This is a genomic window from Streptomyces sp. NRRL B-1140, from assembly GCF_001280065.1.
Classification (GTDB): domain Bacteria; phylum Actinomycetota; class Actinomycetes; order Streptomycetales; family Streptomycetaceae; genus Streptomyces.
Genome location: NZ_LGEA01000001.1, coordinates 423,856 through 446,008, shown reverse-complemented (window position 1 = coordinate 446,008; position 22,153 = coordinate 423,856). Strand labels below are relative to the sequence as shown.

Annotated in this window: 17 protein-coding genes; 13 read left to right on the top strand and 4 right to left on the bottom strand. The window is 68.7% G+C overall.

What is annotated here, in order from left to right:
• Positions 1-5 precede the first annotated feature (5 nt).
• Positions 6-1,265, bottom strand: a complete 1,260-nt coding sequence (locus tag ADK65_RS01870) for an acyltransferase family protein (RefSeq protein ID WP_078955759.1) — start codon at positions 1,263-1,265, stop codon at positions 6-8.
• Between the two features lie 739 nt (positions 1,266-2,004).
• Here ADK65_RS01870 and ADK65_RS01865 point away from each other — a divergent pair.
• The 11 genes from ADK65_RS01865 to ADK65_RS01815 all read left to right on the top strand — a co-directional run bounded on the left by ADK65_RS01865 (position 2,005) and on the right by ADK65_RS01815 (position 14,793).
• Entirely contained in the window at positions 2,005-2,913 is a 909-nt protein-coding gene (locus ADK65_RS01865) for an alpha/beta fold hydrolase (protein ID WP_053667977.1), read from the top strand.
• Positions 2,907-3,701 carry an SDR family oxidoreductase gene (locus tag ADK65_RS01860; RefSeq protein ID WP_053667976.1) on the top strand — a complete coding sequence of 265 codons (795 nt, stop codon included), beginning with the start codon at positions 2,907-2,909 and terminating at the stop codon, positions 3,699-3,701. The genes ADK65_RS01865 and ADK65_RS01860 overlap by 7 nt, the downstream gene beginning before the upstream one ends.
• A 37-nt stretch (positions 3,702-3,738) precedes the next feature.
• The gene (locus ADK65_RS01855; RefSeq protein WP_063787979.1) at positions 3,739-4,959 is read left to right on the top strand and encodes a beta-ketoacyl-[acyl-carrier-protein] synthase family protein; all 1,221 of its coding nucleotides are present in this window, start codon (positions 3,739-3,741) and stop codon (positions 4,957-4,959) included.
• Positions 4,956-6,143 carry a beta-ketoacyl synthase N-terminal-like domain-containing protein gene (locus ADK65_RS01850; RefSeq protein WP_053667974.1) on the top strand — a complete coding sequence of 396 codons (1,188 nt, stop codon included), beginning with the start codon at positions 4,956-4,958 and terminating at the stop codon, positions 6,141-6,143. Before ADK65_RS01855 ends, ADK65_RS01850 begins: the two co-directional genes overlap by 4 nt.
• Positions 6,144-6,204: 61 nt before the next feature.
• Positions 6,205-7,257 (top strand): 3-oxoacyl-ACP synthase III family protein, encoded by a 1,053-nt coding sequence (locus tag ADK65_RS01845; RefSeq protein WP_053667973.1) that lies wholly within the window; start codon positions 6,205-6,207, stop codon positions 7,255-7,257.
• The gene (locus ADK65_RS01840; protein ID WP_234352768.1) at positions 7,254-8,330 is read left to right on the top strand and encodes a beta-ketoacyl-ACP synthase III; all 1,077 of its coding nucleotides are present in this window, start codon (positions 7,254-7,256) and stop codon (positions 8,328-8,330) included. The genes ADK65_RS01845 and ADK65_RS01840 overlap by 4 nt, the downstream gene beginning before the upstream one ends.
• Positions 8,331-8,332: 2 nt before the next feature.
• Positions 8,333-8,587: an acyl carrier protein gene (locus tag ADK65_RS01835; protein WP_053667972.1), complete on the top strand. Its 255-nt coding sequence runs from the start codon at positions 8,333-8,335 to the stop codon at positions 8,585-8,587.
• A gap of 44 nt (positions 8,588-8,631) precedes the next feature.
• Complete coding sequence (aroA, locus tag ADK65_RS01830) at positions 8,632-11,583, top strand: 3-phosphoshikimate 1-carboxyvinyltransferase (RefSeq protein WP_053667971.1); 2,952 nt, start codon at positions 8,632-8,634, stop codon at positions 11,581-11,583.
• Entirely contained in the window at positions 11,580-12,764 is a 1,185-nt protein-coding gene (locus ADK65_RS01825; RefSeq protein WP_053667970.1) for an acyl-CoA dehydrogenase family protein, read from the top strand. Before aroA ends, ADK65_RS01825 begins: the two co-directional genes overlap by 4 nt.
• Entirely contained in the window at positions 12,761-13,594 is an 834-nt protein-coding gene (locus ADK65_RS01820) for an SDR family oxidoreductase (RefSeq protein WP_053667969.1), read from the top strand. The genes ADK65_RS01825 and ADK65_RS01820 overlap by 4 nt, the downstream gene beginning before the upstream one ends.
• A 551-nt stretch (positions 13,595-14,145) precedes the next feature.
• Positions 14,146-14,793: a DedA family protein gene (locus tag ADK65_RS01815; RefSeq protein WP_053667968.1), complete on the top strand. Its 648-nt coding sequence runs from the start codon at positions 14,146-14,148 to the stop codon at positions 14,791-14,793.
• Positions 14,794-15,342: 549 nt separating this feature from the next.
• On the opposite strand, the gene ADK65_RS01810 is transcribed toward ADK65_RS01815, so the two are convergent.
• The 3 genes from ADK65_RS01810 to ADK65_RS01800 form a co-directional block, all read right to left on the bottom strand.
• On the bottom strand, positions 15,343-16,752 hold the full coding sequence (locus tag ADK65_RS01810; RefSeq protein WP_234352767.1) for an MFS transporter: 1,410 nt from the start codon (positions 16,750-16,752) through the stop codon (positions 15,343-15,345).
• Entirely contained in the window at positions 16,749-17,399 is a 651-nt protein-coding gene (locus ADK65_RS01805; RefSeq protein ID WP_053667967.1) for a TetR/AcrR family transcriptional regulator, read from the bottom strand. The genes ADK65_RS01810 and ADK65_RS01805 overlap by 4 nt, the downstream gene beginning before the upstream one ends.
• Before the next feature lie 76 nt (positions 17,400-17,475).
• Positions 17,476-18,243 (bottom strand): lysophospholipid acyltransferase family protein, encoded by a 768-nt coding sequence (locus ADK65_RS01800; protein WP_078955758.1) that lies wholly within the window; start codon positions 18,241-18,243, stop codon positions 17,476-17,478.
• A 508-nt stretch (positions 18,244-18,751) separates the two neighbouring features.
• Here ADK65_RS01800 and ADK65_RS01795 point away from each other — a divergent pair.
• Together ADK65_RS01795 and ADK65_RS01790 are read left to right on the top strand one after the other, a co-directional pair.
• The gene (locus ADK65_RS01795) at positions 18,752-21,067 is read left to right on the top strand and encodes an AAA family ATPase (RefSeq protein WP_078955757.1); all 2,316 of its coding nucleotides are present in this window, start codon (positions 18,752-18,754) and stop codon (positions 21,065-21,067) included.
• 181 nt (positions 21,068-21,248) lie between these two features.
• Positions 21,249-22,037 (top strand): AfsR/SARP family transcriptional regulator, encoded by a 789-nt coding sequence (locus ADK65_RS01790; RefSeq protein ID WP_053667964.1) that lies wholly within the window; start codon positions 21,249-21,251, stop codon positions 22,035-22,037.
• Positions 22,038-22,153: the final 116 nt, after the last annotated feature.

The following is a 22,153-nucleotide window of genomic DNA, read 5'->3' as shown; positions in this document are numbered from 1 at the left end:
GACCTTCACAGGCTCGGCTTTCCCGCGGACTCCGGTGCGGCGAACATCGGCGAACCCTTCCGGGACCGATACAGCCGCTTGGCGAAGTCGTAAGCCGGAACCTCGATGTACCGGTAGATCGGCACCGACAGGAGAATCACGAGACCGAAGTAGGCGATCATGATCAGCACCTTCCACGCCGGCTCGCCGAGCGAGGACGTCGGGACCCCGAACAGGGACGACAACCAGCGCATGACGAACGGCTCGGACGGCAGGACCACCAGGAGCTGGATCGCGTACATGCCGTAGGACAGCTTCCCCAGCCCCACGAAGACCTTGCCGCGCAGCAGCGACCAGCGGCCCGCGAGATCGGCCTGCGCCAGGGCGACCACCAGGAAGGGCAGCGCGACGAAGCCCACCGCCGTCCGCTGGAGCGGACCATCACTGTACGTACCGATCACATAGGCGACGGCGCACCAGGCCCACGCCCATCTCTGCCGGATGGTCGGAAGCACGCCCCGGTTGAGGAGGATGCAGCACACCATCCCGACGAGGAACTCGAGGAAGCGGTAGGGCGGGAAGGGCAGGGTGAGCCAGTAGACCAGGTCGCCGCCCTGGGACCCGGTGCTGAAGTACTCCAGGTGGCCGCCCGACGTCTTCACCGTGAAGTAGTGCATCACGTACAGCGGCAGCGCGAACTCGAGGAAGACGGCGGCACCGAGGACCCAGTACAGGGCCCGCGAGGTCAGACGCTGCACGACGAACAGCGCGAGCGGGAACAGGAGATAGAAGAAGGCTTCGGTGCTCAGCGACCAGGTGACCGGGTTGACGCCGGTGTAGATCTCCTGGAAGGGGACCCACGACTGCAGCAGTGTCAGGTGCAGGATGATGTTTTCCGCGGTGATCGGCATCCCGAGCACCACGATGGCACCGATGGCCAGCGCGGTCGTAACGAAGTAGACCGGATACAGCTTCCCGACGCGCTTGGCGCAGAAGTTGGCGAGGCTCGTCCCCTCACGTGTGGTGAGGGCCAGGACGAAGCCGCTGAGGATGAAGAAGCTGCCCACCGCGAAGTTCCCGCTCATGGTGAGGAAGCGGGGGCGCGTCAGCGGGGCGAACTCCAGGCCGCCCGTCGGGCCGAAGACGAACTGGAAGGTCGTGAAGTGAAAGCCGAACACCAGGATCGCGGCCAGGCCACGCAGCCCGGTCAATGAGTCCAGCAGCGGCGGTGCGTGCGGTCGCCGGGCAGGACGCGATTCGGCCGTCGCCTCTGCAGAGGTCAGCATATTCACCCACGTATCTCTATCGGTTGTCTCTCGTGCGCCGGCGATCGCGCGCCCGGTACAGCACGTGGCTGATGAGTCGCGACGACACGCTCCCACGCCGGGCGACCACTATGACCAATGATTCGGGACTGTTTCAAGGCGCCCGGGCTTGGCTTTATCGGCCTTCTTGGTCGGCTTTAGTGAGAGGCGTAGTCTGCCATTAGTCCGGTCTTTCGAGGCCTTCCCGCCTTGCCGTCGTCCGGGCTTCAAAGGCCGCTGCGGCAAGGCTCCGACGCAGGCCGTGGCGGACGACGCCATGCCTGGTAGGCGGCTCGTCCCGGCCGTGGAAGGCGCTCAAAGCGCTGCACGGCCGGTCGCAAAAGCGTGAGTCATAGGAAGGCTTATCACAGCTTTTAGTGCGGCGTGATAATTTTCTTTCAAGGCATTGCGGATAAGTGGCTGCGGGGTCGTCTGGAGTCGCCGCGAGACGGAAGCCCAATGAATCTGTGAACCAGGAAAAATGGAGGGGCAGGACGACAGTGTCTGGACGGCATGAGACTCCGGGGAAAAGAGACAGAAATCAGCGGAAGGGGCTGCGGACTTTTTCTATCCCCGCACTTCCGAGAATCCGCCCGGAGCGCCGCATGAGCTGGATCGTCACCGGTGTGGAGTCCCTGCGCCCCACGCGCCGGTTGGAGCAGGCCGTGGCTGCGGCGCCGCTCGTACTCCGCGCGCCTCTGTGCTCCGCAGTGGCGGCCTGATGGGTACCCAGCACGGGGAGGGTTCCTGGATCCGCCGCAATGCCGGGCCGTACGCGGACGAGGTCCTCGTTCGCAGGACACGGCAGGCGTCGGCAGGCGAGCCCGTTCGCGTTCTGGCGCTGCACGGGCTGGCCGGGACCGACACCGTATGGCGCGACTGCGCGCGGATCGCAGCGCCCGAAGTCGAGTTCTGGGCGGCGCTCATGCCCTGGGGAGCCGCCGGCAAGGAGACCTGGAGTCACCGCGGCGATCCGGCCGCGTGGATCGGACAGGCACTGGACGCGGTGCCTGGTGGGGTGGACGTGCTGATCGCACACTCCTTCTCCACCGGGCTCGCCCTGGAGTTCGTGGCCGCCATGGACCGCGTGGTGCGTCCCGCAGCAGTCGTGGTCGTCGCACCGTTCCACCGACGCAGTCCGGAGGACTTCGCCTGGCACACCGCGACCCACTACCTGAACTCGTACCACGGCTTCCTCGACGAATGCCTGCGCGTCGGCTCCCGGCGCCCCCTCGACGACGACATACGTCGCGACATGGCGCTGCGTGTCCGTGACCGTGTGGGAGCGTACGGCTTTCTGCGCTTCTTCGACACCTACCTGCGCAGTCCCTTCCTGGACACGGAAGCCCTCGATCTGCCGGTGCTCGTCGTGGCCGGTGACGGGGATCCGTTCGCGCCACTGGACGACGCACGCGGGCTCGCCGCGGCACTGCCCCACGCACGGTTGCGCGTCTTCCAGGACTGCGGCCACCTGCCGATGGAGGAGCAGCCGCAGAGGTTCGCCGACGCCGTGGACGACCTGATCCGCGAGACATTCCCTTCCGCAGGGGGAGACGGCCGGCAAGGCGCCGCGGAAGGCGGCCGGCCCGAGGGCATTCGCCCGGCACACAGTGAGAGGTACACATGTTGACTTCGACCAAGGGCACTTGGTGTCTGATTCTCGGCGCGTCGAGCGGGATGGGTCGGGCCACCGCGCTGGCGATGGCGCAAGAGGGCGCGAACATCTTCGGCGTGCACTTCGACTCCGCGGCCCGGCTGGAAGCGATCGACGAACTCACTGATGAGCTACGTGAGTTGGGGGCCGAGGTCTCCTTCCACAACGCCAACGCCGCCAGCAGGACGACGCGGGCGGAGCTGGTGGAGAAGCTGACGGAGGTCACCGGCGGCGCCGGTGTGCGGGTAGTGCTTCACTCCCTTGCCTTCGGTAGCCTCCTGCCGTTCATCCCGAGCAACGGCGAGCCGAGCGTCATCACCGCCCGCCAGATGGACATGACCAGCGACGTGATGGCGCACAGCCTCGTCTACTGGGTCAGGGACCTCCACACCGCGGGGCTGCTGCAACGGGGCGCCAAGGTCTTCACCCTGACCAGCCACGGTGACAACCGGGTCATCTCGCACTACGGAGCCGTGTCGGCGGCCAAGTCCGCACTCGTCTCGCATGTGCGGCAGCTGGCGGTCGAACTCGCCCCTTCCGGCATCGCGGTCAACGCGCTACGGGCGGGCGTCACCCAGACGCCCGCGCTGGAGCGCATCCCCGGTTGCGACGACCTGATCCAGCGGGCCACGCAGGCCAATCCGCACGGCCGGGCCACCGTCCCGGAGGACATCGCCGAAGCCGTCGTGCTGCTGTCGGCGAGCGACTCGTCGTGGCTCACCGGAAACGTCATCAGCGTGGACGGCGGCGAAGGGCTGGTCTAGGAGGACGAGGGCCACCACACGAGGGGAACCACAGAAATTGGTTGCACACGGGCAGTCCGCAGCGGTCGTAGTGACAGGGGTCGGCGCCCTCACGCCGATCGGCACCACGGCCGGGGAGTTTTGGCAGGCGGCGGTGAAGGGGACGGTCGGCACCGGACCCATCACGCTGTGCGACGTCACCGGCTTTCCCCACCGGATGGGGGGTGAGGTCGAGGGGTTCGGCGACGCGCGATCGGCCCTTCCGCGCAGCACACAGCTGGCCGTCGCCGCGAGCCTGGCAGCGGCCGCCGATGCAGGTGTGCGGCCGTGGGCCTCGGACCCGGCCCGCGCCGGCGTCTGCATGGGTACCCTGCTCGGCAATCGCGCGGCGGTGGAGGCGGGCGTCATGCGGTTCCACCGCGGTGTGCCGCCGTCCGGCACGGGCGGACTGGACTCGGCCCCCCCGTTGGTGGACCTCGCCGACGCCGTATCCCGGGAACTGGGCTTCACGGGTCCGAGCTCGGTGGTCAGCAGCGCCTGTGCCTCCGGGAACAGCGCGCTGGCGTACGCCGCCGACACCATCAGGGCCAACCGTGCCGATCTCGTGATCGCCGGCGGTGTGGACGAGATGTCGTCCGCGCTCCTCATGCTGTTCACCAGCCTGCGATCGCTCGCGCCGGACGTGGCCCGGCCGTTCGACCGCAACCGTGCGGGATTGCTCGTAGCCGAGGGCTCGGCCGCGCTGGTGCTGGAGTCGTACGAACACGCCCGCCGCCGCGGTGCACGCATCTACGCGGAGCTCGCCGGCTGGTCCAGTGCCTCCGACGCCTACCACATGACTGCGCCACACCCCGAGGGGCGCGGTGCGCGGCGCTCGATGGAGCGGGCTCTGGCGCAGGCCGGCGTCCCGGTCGACCAGGTCGACTACATCAGCGCGCACGGCACGGGCACTCCGTCCAACGACCGGGTCGAAGCCCGCGCGATCCGGGATGTCTTCGGTGCCCGTACCCCAGCGGTCTCGTCTCTGAAAGGGGCGCTCGGGCACGCCCAGGGCGCAGCGAGCGCCATCGAGGCGGTCGGCTGCGTACTGGCGATCCGTGACGGGGTGATCCCGCCGACGGCCAACCTGGCCGACGTGGACCCGGAGTGCGCAATGGACCTCGTGTCCGTCGAGGCCCGTGAGGCGCGCGTCGACGTGGCCGTCAACAACGCCTTCGGATTCGGTGGCAACACAGGGTGCACCGTCTTCACCCGACTCGGTACCAGGAGGGCTCGATGACCCGTTCCGTGGCCATCACCGGAATGGCTGTCGCCGGCTCGCTGGGTGCCGGACTGGACGCGACGTGGGAGGCTCTGCTCGGCGGCAGCACGGCCGTCACCACCACGACCTACGGCGACGGCCCCTTCCGCGGGGCCGGCTTCGCCGCGGTTCTTTCCTCCGATCTGCCGGAGGTACCGGCGTTCGAGAGAAAACGGCTCCGCGCGCTGAGCCGGGAATCCCTGCTCGTCTCCCGGGTAGGGGCGCTCGCCTGGCGGGATGCCGGCTTCGACGTCGGCGGTGCGCCGATGCCGGCCGACGTGGGCGTCGTCCTCGGGACCACCACCGCCGGCCTCGACGACTATCTGCGGGTGCTGCACGACGGCGTGACCTACGGCCCGGCACTCGTGAGTCCGTCATCCGGCCCCCAAGCGAGTCTCAACGCCGTGGCCTCCGAACTCTCGGTCTCCGCACGGGCGGAGGGCAGCATTGTGACGGTCACCGCAGGACGCTGCTCGGGCAGCCACGCGTTGGCCGTGGGTGCCGATCAGGTGCTTACGGGCGCGGCGGAGGTCGTTCTCGTCGCCGCTGTCGAAACTCTGGACCCCACAGCCGTCCGGGTGGACCGGCCGGGGCCGGGGCCTTTCTCCGCGGAGCGCGGCGACGCCGTGCCGGGCGAGGCCGTAGTCGTGCTGGTGCTCGAAAGCCTCCGCAGGGTGCGCGACCGCGGTGCGCGGGTGCTTGCCGAGGTGTCGGGCTGGAGCACGGTCAGAGGCGACTCCGGGCAGGACACGGCGATGCGTGCCGCGCTCGCGGCGCTACGAGAGGCTGGGCTCGACGCCGACGACATCGGCCTCGTCTGCTCCTCGGCCACGGGCGGCCCAGGCGTCGACGGTCCGGAAGCGCGCGCCCTGCACGAGCTGATGGGCCCGTCCGTTCCCGTCTTCAGCCCCTTCGGGGTGCTCGGCGACTGTGCGGGCGCCAGCGGCCTGGTGCAGCTCGTGCTGACGGCGCGCGCTCTGGAGGCCGGCCTGGCGCCGCCGACCGGCGGGTTCACCCGATGGGATCCGTGCTTGCCAACGATCGGCGTCGCTGCTCGGACGCAGAAGCTGCGTCCCGCTCCCGCACTGGTGCTCACCACCGATGCCGGGGGTCAGGCGGCGGCCCTGGTGCTCCATCCCCCAGCGGCCGGGGGCGGGGCGTGAACACGTGCTGCGCACGCCGAATCATCTGAACCGGCTCATGGAATCGAACAGGAAACCTTGAATGGACATATCCGGAACACCGCTGGCGCGGTCCTGGGGCGTGGGAATTCGGGCGGTCGGCGGATATCTCCCCGAAAAGGTGGTCAGCAATACCGACCTGGAGGAAATCCTCCTCACCCGGGACGACTGGATCAGGGAAAACATCGGCGTGGAGACCCGCCGGATGGCCGCCGAGGACGAGTGGACCTCGGACCTCGGGGCCGCCGCGTTCAAGGACGCGTGCGCCCGGGCGGGCGTCAGCCCGTCCGAGGTGGATCTCGTCATCTGCGGAACCTACACACCGGACAACATGGCACCGCCCACGGCGATGCGGGTGATCGAGAAGGTCGGCGCGCACGGAGCCACCGGCTTCGACATCAACAGCGGAGCCTGCCCTGGAGGAGTGTTCGCGCTGGACGTCGGCGCCAAGTACCTCGCCTCCGGGGAGTACCGCCGGGTCGCCGTAGTGCTCGCCGACGTCAACACCCGGACCATGGACTGGAAGGACCCAGGCCCGGCAGTGATCTTCGGCGACGGCGCGGCCTGCTACCTGCTGGAGCGCTGCCGTCCCGACCGAGGGGTGGGCCCCACGCTGCTGCACAGCGACCCGTCCCGCTACGAGGCGGTCTGGGTGGCGCGCGAGAAGCGGACGCTGCGCGACGGCCGCCGGCTGACCAGTGCCTTCGGCGACAACTTCGCCACGCTCTCGGGCAAGGCCGTGCACGACTTCGCGGTCGGTGAAGTGCCCAAGATCATTCAGGAGCTGCTCGCGCGGGCAGGACAGGACGTGTCGGACGTCGGCCTGTTCGCCCTGCACCAGGCCAACCTCTACATCGTCCGCGGCATCATGGCCGCCCTTGGCGTACCGGACGACCGCACGGTCACCAACGTCCAGAAGTACGGCAACACTTCGGGTGCCAGCGTTCCGTTGGTACTGCGGGAGGCGGATGACCTCGGCCGGCTCTCCCCGGGTGACCAGGTGGTGCTCGCCGCGTTCGGTTCGGGCCTGAGTATCGGCGCGGCGCTGGTCCGCTGGTGTGGGCCTGCGGACTTCGAGGGGGTGGCGACCGCGTGAACACCCGACTGTCAGAACACGGTTCGGCGTTCCGGGGAGCCCTGACGGGTCTGCTCGGCATCGGCACCTACCTGCCGTCGCGGCAGGTCACCAACGAGATGATCTGCGAGCGGATCGAGACTTCGGACGAGTGGATTCGCAGCCGCTCCGGGATCCGGTTCCGCTACTGGGCCGAGCCGACGGAGACGGTGGAGTTCATGGCCGCCACGGCCGCCGAGCGGGCCTTGGAACACGCCGGGATCGCCGCCTCCGAGGTTGGTTGCGTGATCGTGTCCACCGTCTCCCACCTGCACCAGTTCCCCTCACTTGCGGCCGGTGTCGCGCACCGGATCGGCGCCGCCGCACCGGGCGCATTCGACATCTCGGCCGGATGCGCCGGCTTCTGCTACGGGCTGTCGCTGGCGTCCGACATGGTGGCCGCGGGGAGCGCCCGGTACGTACTGGTGATCGCCGTGGAGCGGCTCTCCGAACTGCTCGACCAGGAGGACAGCGGCACCGCATTCCTCTTCGGTGACGGAGCAGGCGCCGCCGTGGTCGGCCCCTGCGACCAGCCGGGTGTGGGCCCGGTGGTCTGGGGTTCCGACGGCTCGCACAAGGAGACCATCCGGCAGAGCCACTCCTGGGCGGCGCTGCGCGACGCGCCCGCCCCCGAGTGGCCAGTGATCACCATGGACGGCCGGGAGGTGTTCCGGTGGGCCGCGTATCAGCTCGGCCCCATCGCCGCCCAGACGTTGGAGCAGGCCGGTGTGACCGTCCGGGACCTCGACTCCTTCATCCCGCACCAGGCCAACATGCGGATCATCGATGAACTGGTCAAAGAGCTCGGGATCCCCGACCACGTGGCGGTGGCCCGCAGCGTCGAGATCCACGGCAACACCTCCGCGGTGTCGATTCCGCTCGCCATCCAGGAGCTGCTCGCCTCGGGCAAAGCCAGGCCGGGCGGGCTCGCCCTGCTGCTTTCCTTCGGCACCGGCCTCGTCTGGGGCGGTCAGGTCGTCCGACTGCCACCGGCGCCCACCGGACCGCCCGTACAGGCCACCACCGCGCCGGCCCATCCGACCAAGGAGAACTGATCATGACCGTTGTTCAGAGCGACACCCTGCAGGTCCTCAAGGAAATCCTCGACGAGGTCGCCGGTGTTCCGGCCGAGGACGTCACGCTGGAGAGCTCGTTCATCGACGACCTGGGCATGGACTCGCTGGCCATCGTCTCGCTGTTCGTCCTGATCCAGCGCCGCCTCGGCACCGATGTGCCCAACGCCGTCTTCGACCGTCTCACCACCGTCGGAGAGACCGTCGCCTACCTCGAGCACGGTGAGACTCCGGCCTGACCGGCCACCCTCCGTCCCGACTCAGAGAGCCGGAAAGGCAGTTCATGCATCTCATGGTCAGGCCGACCAGAAAGCCGCTGCGCGGCGAGCTGCTGGTCCCCACCTCCAAGTACCACGTGCACCGCGCGCTGATCCTCGCCTCGCTCGCCGAAGGCACCAGCCGGATCAAGGGCGTCTCGGACGCCCGCCACGTGCAGTACACCGTCCGCCTGCTGCGCGACCTCGGTACCCGGATCAGCGTCGAGGGCGACACGTACGTGGTGCAGGGCGGCCGCTACCGGCCGCGTCGGCAGACCGTCTCGGCCGGCAGCTCCGGCACCACGCTGTACCTCATGCTCGGCCTCGCCTCACTGGCGGAGTCCCCGGTCACCGTGACCGGACAGAAGTACTTCCGCCGCAGGCCGGTCGGACCGCTGCTCGACGCGCTGCGCCGGCTGGGGGTCGAACTGGACTCGGCCGACGGCTGCCCGCCCGTCCATCTGACCCCGGGCCGGCCCACCGGAGGCCGGGTGGTGATACCCGGCACGCTGTCGCAGTGGATCTCGGGGCTGCTCCTGCTCGCCCCCTTCGCCTCCGGCCCCACCGTCGTGGAGGTGTCCGGCGAGCTGAACGAGCGCCCGTACGTGGAGCTGACGGTGGCCATGATGCGCCGCTTCGGTCTCCAGGTGACCGTGTCCGACGACTGGCGGCGGTTCGACATCGCTCCCGGACAGAGCGCCCGGCCGACCGACTTGACGCTTCCGCCGGACCTCGGCTCCGCCGCGTTCGGGATCGCGGCCGCCGCCATCCACCCCTCCGACGTACTGCTGCGCGGGATCACACGGCTCGACGGCGACCCGGCCGACCACCCGGAGATCGGTTTCCTCGACGTCGTCCGGCGCATGGGGGTGCCGATGACGGTCGAGGGAGAGGCCGACGGTGTCCGCATCCGCCACGACGGCATCCGGCTGCGCGGCACGACCGTGGACTGCCGGGAAGTCCCGGACATGCTCCCGGTGCTCTGCACCCTGGCCGGCCTGGCCGACGGGGAGACGGTCTTCGAGCACATCGGGCACGTTCGGTTGAAGGAGTCCGACCGGGTCGCCGCGATGCTCCAGCTGAACGCCATGGGCGCGGACCTCACTGTCGAGGGTGACCGGCTGCGCGTGCGTGGGGTCATCGCCTTCAGAGGCGCGCGCGTCTCCTCGTACAACGACCACCGGATCCTGATGTCGCTCGCCCTGGCCGGCACGAAGGCACACGGTGTCACCACCCTCACCTACCCGAACGCCTACCAGATCTCGTACCCGGGATTCCTGGAAGACCTGACCGGCCTGGGGCTGCGGCTGTCCGTCGAGCCGGGCCCTGCTGCCACTCCGCCCGCCTCGCTTCCCGAGCAGCTGCGCCACTGGGCCGAGCACCGACCGGACGGCACCGCCCTGGTGGATGTGCGGGACGGGTACGACGCCGAGATAACCTGGCGAGAGCTCGATGAGCGGGTCGATCGCGCGGCCGCAACCCTGCTGGCCCTCGGCGTGCAGCCCGGCGAAGCGGTCGCGTATCAGCTTCCCAACTGGCACGAGTTCGTGGAAATCTCGCTCGCCACCCTGCGAATCGGCGCCGTCTGCTGCCCGCTCATGCCCATCCTCCGGCAGCGGGAGATGGCCTTCGCGCTGCGCCGCTCCGGTGCGCGCGTCCTGCTGATCGCGGACAGGTTCAGGAACCGGGACCACCGGGGGGAAACCGCGTCCTGGTTCGCCGAGGACCCGGTAGGCCGGGCCCAGGTCCGTCATGTGGCCGTGGTTTCGGCCGACGGGGGAGTGGTGGAACTCCCCGCCGACGACGCGGGACTGACCTGGTCCGACTGGGGCGCCGCGACAGCCGCCACGCCCGTCGACACCGGGGCGCTCGCCGCACGGCAGCCGGCTCCCGACGCCCTGGCGCAGTTGCTCTTCACCTCAGGGACCACTGGTGAGCCGAAGGGTGTCCTGCATCGGCACGACACCCTCGGTCACGCCGTCCGGCTGCAGGCCGAACGGCTCGGACTGGACGACCGCGACGTGGTCTTCATTCCGTCGCCGCTGGCACACCAGACGGGTTTCCTCTACGGGATGTGGCTGGCTGTCACCCTTGGGGTGCCCCAGTTGGTCCAGGCGCACTGGAACCCGGGCACCGCCCTGCAGGCGGTCGTCAAACACGGAGCCACCTTCGTCCAGGCGGCGACGCCGTTCCTGGCCGACCTGCTCAAAGAGGTCGAGGCGGGGGGCCGGGCCCCGGAGACGCTGCGGACGATCGTCGTGGCCGGAGCAGCCCTGCCGCGGAGCCTGGCCGAGCGGGCCACCACCGTCCTCGGCACCACGGTCTGTGGCGCCTTCGGCACCACGGAGACCTGTTTGGGATCGCTCTCCGCGCCGAACGATCCACCCGAGAAGGTGTGGGGCACCGACGGCCGTGCCATGCCCGGGGTGGGGCTCAGGGTGACCGACGACGCGGGAGGGACGCTGCCGGTCGGGCGTGAGGGCAACTTCGAGGTCCGATCCCCGACCTGTTTCGTGGGCTACCTGGACCGTCCCGACCTGACGGCCGAAGCCTGGACGAGCGACGGCTGGTACCGCACCGGGGACCTCGCCGTCATCGATTCCGGCGGCTACGTCCGAATCACCGGCCGGGTCAAGGACGTGATCAACCGTGGTGGGGAGAAGGTCCCCGTCGCTGAGATCGAGGAACTGCTGCATCAGCATCCGTCGGTGGACGAGGTCGCGGTCGTCGGCACACCGGACGAGCGGCTCGGCGAACGCGCCTGCGCTTTCGCGGCGCTCGTCGACGGCGCAGACCTCGACCTGGAGGCGATGCGCAAGTACCTGGACTACCACCAGGTCTCCAAGCACTACTGGCCGGAACGTCTCGAGCTGGTCGACCGGCTGCCTCGCAATCCGGCCGGCAAGGTCCAGAAGTTCGTTCTCAGGCAGCGGGCCGAGGCCCTCTGCCCGGCACCACTCGAGGAGCAGAAGGCATGAGCATCACCGACGTCGCACCGGCGGAGCCGGGCATCGCACCGGCCGAGTTCGAGCAACTGAGGGCCGAAGTCGCCACATACGTTGCAGGACCCGCCGAGGAGTGGGCCCACCGGATCGAGAGCACGGGTACGGTCCCCGAGGAACTCTGGACCGAGCTGCGTGAGCGCGGCTACCTGTCGCTTGCCGCTCCCTGCGAGTACGGCGGGCGTGGCCTGTCTTTCCCGCAGTGGATGGACGTGATGGAACTGTTCTCCCGCTGCCATGGCTCCCTGCGCATGGTGGTGCACGTGGTCAACGGGACCTGGCGGGCCATGGACCAGTTCGCCACCCCTGAACAGCGCGAGCGGTTCGTTCTGCCTTCCGTCGCCGGCCGGCTCAAGGTCGCCTTCACGCTGACCGAGCCGAACGCCGGATCCGGCGCCGACATCCGTTCCAGCGTCGTCCGGGAAGGCGACACGTACTACCTGACCGGCACCAAGCACCTCATCACCTTCGGCGTGCGGTGCGACTACTGGCTGCTGGCCGCGAGGCTGGCCGGCAGCACCGGACACGAGGGCACCGTCGCCCTCATGGTGCCGCGGGACGCGGCTGGGGTGACCGTCGAGGACACCTCACAGACCATGGGGGTCACCGGCACGGACCACGCCCGCCTGACCTTCGACCGGACGCCGGTCCCGGTGGCGAACAGGCTCGGTGCTGAAGGGGACGGCCTGGCCGTCGCGTTGGGCGGATTCCTGACACCTTCACGAATCTCGGTGGCGATGAGCTGCGTGGGGCTGGCCCGCCGCGCCCAGGAGCTGGCGCTGGAGTACGCCCGGAACCGGGTGACCTTCGGCCGGCCGCTGACCTCACGGCAGGCGCTCCAGTTCATGCTGGCAGAGAACGAGGCGGACATCGAGGCGGCGAAGCAGCTCACCCTGCACGCGGCTCGCCGCTGGGAGGCCGGGGCAGACGACGCCGCGATGCTCTCGTCGATGGCCAAGTTGACGGCGGTCGACATGCTCGGGCGGGTCACCGACAAGGCCCTGCAGGTGCACGGCGGTTCCGGTTACTGGAAGTCCAGCCCGATCGAGCGGGTCTACCGGGACGCCCGAGCTCAGCGCTTCGAGGAAGGCACCAACGAGATCCAGAAGGCCGTTGTCTTCCGCGAGCTCCTGAACCGTACGGAGGCAGACCGATGAACGCGCGGGAGAAGAAGTCCCAGGACCATGTGGCGCTGATCACCGGCGCCTCTCGAGGCATCGGGCGGGCGCTCGCGCTCACCCTCGGCCGGGACGGCGCCACAGTGGTGGTGAACTACAAGAAGAACGCCGACCTCGCCGAGAAGACAGTGGCCGAACTGGAGGAGGCGGGTGGCCGGGGCCTGGCGGTACAGGCCGACGTCGAGACGGTCGAGGGCGTGGAGAGTCTCTTCGCCACGGTGAAGAAGGAGTTCGGGCGGCTCGACTACTTCGTCTCCAATGCCGCGGCCGGCGTCTTCAAGAAAATCCTCGACCTGGAGCCGCACCATCTGGACCGTACTCACGCCATGAACCTGCGGTCCTTCGTGCTGGGTGCGCAGCAGGCGGTCCGGCTGATGGACGAAGGCGGGCGGATCGTGGCCCTGTCGAGCTACGGCAGCATCCGCGCCTACCCGACGTACGCCGCCCTCGGTTCGATGAAGGCCGCCATTGAGTCCTGGGTCCGTTACATGGCCGTTGAGTTCGCCCCGTACGGCATCAATGTGAACGCCGTCAACGGTGGCCTGATCGACTCCGACTCCCTGGAGTTCTTCTACGGGGTGCCGGGGATGGCGGACATGGCCACGGTGCTCGAACGCATCCCGAAGGGACGGCCCGGCTCGGTCCAGGAGGTGGCCGACACCATCGCCTTCCTCCTCTCGCCGGGGGCCGAGTACATCACGGGCCAGACCTTGGCGGTGGACGGCGGGCTGAGCGTGGTCGCCCCGCCGTTCTTCGCCGACACCTCGGCGCCGCTCATCCTGGGCGAGCGACCCACAGACAAGGGGTAGGTGCTGGAAGGCGTCTTCCGCCCGTGCCCAGGGGGCCGGCTGCGGGTCGCCCACCGCATGGACCGCGGTACCGGTGGGCCGTACCAGCCGAGCTTCACCGGCAAGGGGCCCAGTGGCCGACCAGCGTGCGGAACCTGGCGCCGCTGCCGCAGGGGGTCCTGCTGCGGGTCGCCGACGGGGGGAAGCGGCTCGCCCTGACCGACCCGGTGGTGGTCGCGGCCGGGCGCTCACACGCTCACCGGTGAACGCGCTCCGTCCGGTGCTGAAACGTGGCGAGCGTCGCGCACCGATCGTCGGGCGGCGCAGCCGACTCCCACGGCCTTGACGCGGGGCGCGCGGCGGAAAAGGCGTGCGCAGGGCGTTCGGCAGCCCGCTTGCCAGCCGGGGATCCGCTTCGTCCGTCTGTGCCGCGACCTCGTCCGCGAGCAACTCCACGTGACGGAAGAGGTCGACATCTCGGTCGGCTTCCGGCCGCACACCACTCATCTTCACCCGGTGCCGCCGAACAGGGGCGCCACCGCTACCACACCAACCTTCATGGGGGGGTCCACATGGACCTTGCTGTAAACGTGCTGGACGCCCAGTCGGTGATCACGGCGTTCGGGCTCATAGGCATCCTGGCCATCATCTTCATCGAGACCGGACTGCTGATGGGCTTCTTTCTGCCCGGCGACTCGCTGCTCTTCCTCGCCGGGGTCGGTGCCTCGGGAGCGGCGGCAGAGGTCTTCGGCCGCCCCGACTTCCACCTCTCGCTGCCCGCGCTGTTGATCGGGGCGCCCGTGGCTGCGGTCTGTGGCGCACAACTCGGTCACCTGATGGGCGCGCGGCTCGGACCCAAGCTGTTCGCACGCCCCAACTCGCGCATGTTCAAGCAGGCTCACGTCGTGCAGGCAGAGGCGTACTTCAGCCGGTACGGCGCCGGGAAGGCCATCGTGCTCGCCCGCTTCGTGCCGATCGTGCGCACCTTCCTCAACCCCGTGGCCGGACTTCTGGGCGTGCGGGGAGGCACCTTCTTCGTGTGGAACGTGATCGGCGGAATCGTGTGGACGGTGGGGATCATCCTGCTCGGCTACCGACTCGGCCACTCGCTCGAGGGCAGCATCGACGACTACATGCTCCCGGTGATCGCGCTGATCATGATCGTCTCGTTCTCGCCCGTGCTGATCGAGGTGATCCGTTCTCGCCGAGCCGCTCGCTGACGCACCACCAGACGCCTGGCCAACCATGTGCCGACCAGGGGTGATTCCAGGCCGCGCAGCGGCCGATCACACCTGGGTGACAGCGCCACTCCACGAGCAGGAGTGGCGCTTTCGCCTGCTCGTCGAGCCGGCCCAGGCCGCCTCGAACGATCCGTCGAGATCGCCGACCACCTGGCCCACGCACCCGTCGCCACGAGCGTCGAGTAGCTGTCACCACCTCCATCGACCGCGGTGTGCTGCGTGCGCAGCGGGTGGACATCGCACGCCGCACAGGCACTCGGTGGCTTCTGATGAGACGTCCGCTCTCCTCGGAGCGCACCAGGGTTTTGATGTGTCGTGTGTGGGCGCCGGACGGACGGCTTACATCACCTCCCTCCCCGCACAGACCGACGCGCGACGACCGGCTCAACCAGCGTGGCGGCTTGGCCTGAACGCCTGAGCCGTCGGCCACGCTCGCCGGCGCGCCTTCCTCGCCGCCATGGATCCATGAGGGGTCGCCCAGTCCGAACTTCTCGGGCCGGGCGATCTCCGCTGTGCGAAGTACATGGATCAGTTCGCCACTTCCATGGTGCGGGACGCTCTCGAGGGGAGCCGCCACCCCGGCAGCGCGGCCAGGGCGGCGATCGCGGCCAGAACGAGCAGCGTGTGCCCCAGTCCGAAGGAGGCCGCCGGGCTCGAGGCCGTTGCCGGCACCCCGCCGTAGGAGGGCTTCACCACCATCATGGTTGCGGCGACGGTGATACCGAGGGTCGGCCCGATGTTCATCGCCGTCTGCTTGAGTCCGCCGACGACCCCGGCGTAGCCGGCAGGCGCATCGCCGACGACGGTGCCGGTGGCGGTGACCATCACGGTGGCGAACCCCGCGCCGAGCACGGCGAAGGAGAGGCCGGTGATCCACCACGTGCCCGCCGATTCGATCTGGACCAGACCCACGATGCCGAAGGCGACGAGGAGCGTACCTGTGATCGCGCAGCGGCGTGCACCGTAGCGGCTCAACGCCCCGGCGGCGGCAGGGGCACCGACGACCATCAGTACGGTCATCGGAAGCACCCGCAGTCCGGCCGCGAACGGGTCGAGCCCGAGGACGTCTTGGAGGGAGAACGTGCTCACGAACAGGGCGCCGAACATGCCGCTGGTGGTGAGGAGCAGGATCACCATGGACGCCGTCACGGGTACGGACCGCAGCACGGCAGGGGGCACGATCGGGTTCGCGGTGCGGCGTTCGTGCATGACGAGGGCGACGGCAAATCCCGCGGTGGCGACGAACCCCAGGAGCGTCGACGATGAGCTCCACCCGCCGCGGGGAATGGCGCCAATGGTGTGGACGAAAACCGTGAGCATGGCCGCGAGCAGGGCCGAACCCAGCAGATCGAGCCGTTGGCGATCGCGGCCGGACGGCGCCGGAACCCGGACGAACAGGATGAAGACAGCGATCACCATCGCGATGGGCACGTTCACTGTGAACACCGCACGCCAACCGAAATGGGCGACGAGGAAGCCGCCGAGGACCGGACCGGTGGCCGCGGCCACCCCGATCGAACTGGTGCGGATGGCGACCGGCGTGTTGAGCTTGTCCGCCGGGTAGGCGAGTCTCAGCAGGGCGAGCGTTGCCGGTTGCAGGAGGGCGCCGAACACGCCCTGCAGGGCGCGCATTCCGATCACCCAGCCGATGTCGGGGGCGAGCATGATGCCGCCTGAAGTGGCCCCGAAGCCCAGCACGCCGAAGAGCAGCAGCCGCTTGTGCCCGTACCGGTCACCGAGGCGTCCGGCGATGACGAGGAGCGCTGCCACTGCGAGCATGTAGCCGGTGCTGGTCCACTGGACTTGCTCGACACTGGAGCCGAAGTCGCGTTGCAGCTCGGGCTGCGCCACGGTCAGCACCGTTCCGTCAAGTGCGACGATCATCGCGCCGGCGACACTCACTACGAGTGCGAGGCGCTGCCGTACGGTCTCGGTCAAGGGTTCACCGGTCCAAGGTGGGTGTCCGTGGCGGCAGCGACGAGCGTGTGGAGCACGTCGCTCTCGGCACCGCCGGTCCCGGCGGTGCCGAGAGCCAGGGGCAGGCTGCCCCAGGCCCACAGCTGGGCGATGCCGTGCAGCTGGGACCAGAGCAGCCCAGCCGCGACGGCAGGCGGGGGCATGTCCCTCGTCGTGCCGAGGGGGCGCGTCCCCTTCTCCTCCTCGCGGTGCCGGGCAACGAGTTCGACGATGATCCCGAAGAGTGGCAGGGTCAGCTCCCGCAGCCGAGGCTCGTCCGATGTATGCCGCCGGCTGTCGAGCAGGTCGTGGCGGAGCAGGAGTTCGAACATGCCGCGGCATTCCAGCGCGTACCCGATGTACGACTTGCCGAGCGTCTCCAACTGGCCACGCGCTGACGGAATGCCCCTCGTCACGGCGGCGAACCGGTCCTTGAGGTCCGCGAGGCCTCGGTGGGCGATGGCGGAGAGCAGGGCATGGTGAGTCGGGAAGTACCGGCGCGGCGCGCCATGCGACACCTCCGCCCGGCGGGCGATCTCCCGAAGCCCTAACGAGCTCGTCCCCTCGGTCATCACAAGGTCCACCCCGACATCGATGAGCCGATCCCGGAGGGAGGTCTGACGTTCCATGGACAGTTTCTACATCACAGGCGTAGACAGTGTCTACCGGCGAGGGTTCCCGAGTTCGCGACCAACCCCAATGTCGTCAGGCCCTGCGGCGGTTCTCATCATGCAGGGGTGACGCGGCGGTGGAATCAACTCCCGGAGCAAGCCGCTTCTCCCCTCGGATCTCCTCCAGCAGCTCCGTCACAGCGCCCATGATCCGTTCGCTGGCCTGGCGCAGCACCGGCGTCGTAAGTTCGGCGCCGTGGAAGTCGGAAAGGTCGACGGGAGGTCCCGCGGCGACGACCAACGTGGGGCGCGGCAGCAGACGCCGCCTGCCGTTGCCATAAGGGGGAAGGATCTTGTGCGCACCCCACTGCGCCACCGGGATGACCGGCGCTCCGGTGCTCAACGCCAGCCTGGCCGCACCGGTTTTGGGCCGCCCCGGCCATAGATCGGGGTCGGAGGTGAGGGTTCCCTCCGGGTAGATGGCCACGCATCGCCCGCCTTCGAGCGCTGCGACGGCAGCGTGCAGCGCGTCCGCCGCTCGGTGGCTGTTGCGCTCCACGGGGATCTGACCGGTGGCCCGCAGGAAGGCTCCGACCACCGGCACCCTGAAGACCGAGGACTTGACCAGGAATCTGGGCGGCAAGCCGTTCTTGTACTGGAAGTGTCCATAGGCGAACGGATCCACGTGTGATATGTGGTTGATCGCTACGATGTATCCGCCCTGACCGGGGAGATGGTGGGCACCCCGCCATTCCCTGCGTGCGACAAGCCGCAAGAGCGTACGCACGATCACGGCGCCGAACGCATACGTACGACCGGGTCCGGCCTCGGCTGAAGTCGACGACGAGCCTTTTCTCCGCATGGACCCGTTCTACACGAGGACTAATGTCGGTCAGCACGAAATAAGCGGGGCTTTAGCGGCACGCTCCCAGCCGGTTAAGTCGACGTGCTTCAAAGAGGGCTGTCCAGCCCTGGGTCTTTGACACTGATCGCGGTGTGAAACTAGGACTTCTCACGGGAGCCGAGGTCTGACTGGGCCCGGAAGCCGAGGTCGACGGGCTGACCGATCAGACTCGCTCCGTCCTGCCCGCTGATGAGCGTGCGCGCCGGACCAGACGACGATCGGAAGCAGCACGGCGTCGTCATCGAGCGGGCTGCGCTTCGACCTGAGCCGCACCGATGGACTCATCGTCTGCGTGGTGTCCGATGGGCTGCTGTGTGGCGTGGACCTCGAGTGGTGTGGGGTACGCAATGGCTGGAAGCTGCTTGACGTCTGGGTACTCAAGAAGGCCTATACGAAAGCGTCGACCACTCCAGCCAGGAGTTCGTTCGGATGACCGAAACCAGCCCGCCAAAAGGTGAAGAGTCCCATGAAAGTCGTCGAACGTCCTGCCGCCGGCGATGCTGTGAAAGCACTGCTCGATGAGGCCTGGAGAGGTAGTGGGCGTGCGGCACTCGTCGTTGGCGCACCAGGAATGGGAAAAACCAGTCTGCTCGAGGTCGTGCACCGGCACGCGAAGGAGACCGGGGCGCTGGTACTCGGTGCGCTGGCCTCGCGAGCCGAGCGAGGTGTACCGATGGGCGTGGTCCGGCAGCTGTTCGGCACCGCGCACTGGAATCTGAAGCCTCGGCAGCCGGAGCGGCTCACCAAGTTCGTCGACGCTGCTGCGCGGCTGCAGGTCGACGCCGAATGGGCAGGCTGGGCCGAGATGCCACGAGACGCGGCCGAAGAAGCACACGGCGTGATCCAAGAGCTGATCGAGCTGGGCCCGCTGGTTCTGACCGTGGACGATGTGCACAACGCGGACCATCCCTCTTTGCAGTGCCTGCTCTACCTGGTGAGGAGGGTCGCGCCGAGCAGAATGCTGCTGGTCCTCGCCGGCCGGATGGGCAGCGGGCACACCATGTCGCAGCTGTTCGCGGAATTCGTGAGAAATCCGGCCTGTACGCTGATCCGGCTTGCCCCGCTGTCCGACAGTGCCCCACTGCTCGGGGACGGGCCGGGTGCGGTGCCGAGCCGGACCATGGGCGAGGCCTGGTTGCGCGAAGCCGGTGGTAGCCCACTGTTGTTGCACGCCCTGGCCTCCGACCGTAGGGGTGTGGGCCAGAAGTCACAGCGAGCGGGAGAGACGTTCCGTCTCGCCGTGCAGTATCTACTGGACCAGCTCTCCGAAGCCGAGTTGGAAACCGCCAAGGCGCTCGCGATACTTGGCTGCGAGGCAACACCGAGCCGGCTCGACCGGCTGACCCGGAGCACGTCCGGAGCGAGCGCTTCTCACTGCACCACGCTGGAAGAGCTGGGTCTCGTGAAGGAATTCCGTTACCGCAGTTCCGCAGCGGCCGCGGTGGCACTGGACCGGATGTCGCCCACGGAGCGTGCCGCCGCTCACCGCCGTGCCGCCCGGGTCGTACACGACGACGGTGCCCATGCCTCTGTCGTGGCCCGGCATCTGATAGCGGGCGGGCCCGAAGGCGGTGCGTGGGGCCGGGACGTGCTGCGCCGCGCCGCCCAGCAGGAACTGGGCAACGGCGCCCCGCACGAGGCAATATCCTGGTTGCGCGCGGCCGAGGCCTACCCCGAGGCAGTGGAGCGGGCCAATGTGCAGGTCGAACTGCTCAGTGCAGAATGGGAATTGAATCCAGCAGCGGCTCACCGTCATTTGGACCCGCTGCTCAACGAGCACCGGCGGGGCAACCTCACTCCGCACAATTCGGTCCGCCTCGTTGCCTATCTGATGTGGCACGGACGCCCCGCGGAGGCTGCCGAGATCCTGACCGATCTGGGACAGCGGACCGACGAGTTCCCCATGGGCCTGCGCATGCGTCTGGAGAGCGGCCTCGCCTGGTTCCGGCACGTCTACCCTCTCGACAGCGATGCGTGGTACAGGCCGGACGAGGACGTCTCCGAGCGCCACCGCGCCGCAGCCTTGCACGACCCGACGCTTGCGCCCTCCGTCTCCGCGATGGCGATGCTCCTGCACCGGCAACCGCACCACGCTCTCGAGCGACAGCTGCTGCAGTTCCCCCGTCGGTCTCATACTGCGCGCGCGGTACTCGCCGCGGCCAGTGCTGCCCTGGACTTACAGCGCGGTCAGTACACGCTCGCCCTCGCCGGGGTGGATCAGGCTCTCTCGCTGATCCCGCCGGATGCCTGGGGTATCACCGTGGGCGTCCCGCTCGCTGCGAAGATCCTCTCCTGCACCGCATTGGGCGACGGTGACGGCGCCGCCGCGTGTGCGCAACTCCCGGTCCCTGACGCGATGTTCGAAACTCTGCCGGGTGCGCACTACCTCTATGCCCGCGGCACCCACCACCTACAGGAGGGGCGCCGCCACGCCGGACTCGGCGACCTCTATGCCTGCCGCGACCTGCTTGCGCACTGGCGAGTCGACCTCTCGGACTTGATCCCCTGGCGATCCGCCCTCGCCGCAGTGGACCGGAAGCCCGGTCGCAGCCGGGAGGGGGGCGACGTGCCGGCCCCGAAACCCTCCGCCAGGAGCACCACGGCCTCCATCACCGAAGCTGAGCGCCGGGTGGCCACGCTCGCCATGCACGGCTCCACCAACCGTGAGATCGCCGTCCACTTACACCTGACGGTCAGCACGGTGGAACAACATCTCACCAGGGTCTACCGCAAATTGGGAATAAGCGGACGCCTCGACCTGTCTGCCGCCCTGAGAATGTAACCGCCAGGCAAAATATCCCCCAAGGCTCCCCTAAACGTCCTTCAAGCGTCCCGGACTCACAGTTCCAGGTACCCCTTAGGGGGTGATCAGGGTAGGGGTTGTCTGGGATGGGACCCGCGTGAAGGATCGAGAGTCGAGCGCTCGTCAAGGCAGCTGAAGAGAAAACGGGGAGTCAGCAAACATGACGCTGTATTTCCAGGTACTCGGCCCACTCGAGGCCCGCAGGAATGCCGAGAGCATCACACCGCAGCCGACGAAGATCCGTGCACTGACCGCCCTGCTCTGCGTCAAGGCCGGGTCCGTGGTGTCACGTGATTTCCTCCTCGACGCGCTGTGGGCCGAGCACCCGCCACGCACCGCCCGTACCGCTCTGCAGGTCTACATCTCAAGGCTGCGCAAGCACCTGGACGTGCACGGCGGTTTCGCCCATCGGCTGGTGACGAAGCCGCACGGCTACGTGCTCGAACTGAAACCAGAGGAACTGGATCTGCACCGGTTCGAGCTGTACGTCGGCCAGGCCAAGGCAGCGCAGGCCATGGGGCACGAGGTGGAGGCCCTGCGCTGTTGGCAGGCCGCGTGCGCCCTGTGGCGGGGGCCCGCTCTGGCCGACCTTCGAGGGCTGCCGATCTTCGACAACCTGGCGCGGCAGTTGGACGAACGGCGGCTCAACGCGCTCGAGCAGCGGATCGCGCTCGAGGTGTTGCTGGGCCACGGCAACGGAATCATCGGCGAGCTGTACGGACTGGTGGCCGAGTACCCGCTGTGGGAGAACCTGCACTGCCAACTGATGATCGCGCTCTACCGCAACGGCCGCGTGGCGGAAGCATTGCAGGTCTACCAGAAAATCCGTGAGTCCCTCGTACGGGAACTGGGCCTGGAGCCCGGCGAACAGATTCGGCGCTTGCACGGCTCGGTCCTGGCCCGTGACCCGAGGCTGGGATCACGGTACCTGGATGCCCGGGCCGCCTAGCAGACCGCCACAGGACGCCGTACCGCGCGCCGGCCTCTCCATCGCGCCGACCGATTGGTCCCACGGAGAGAAACAGCGCGGTCCGGCGCCTCGCCGATGGGCTCTGATGCGGACCT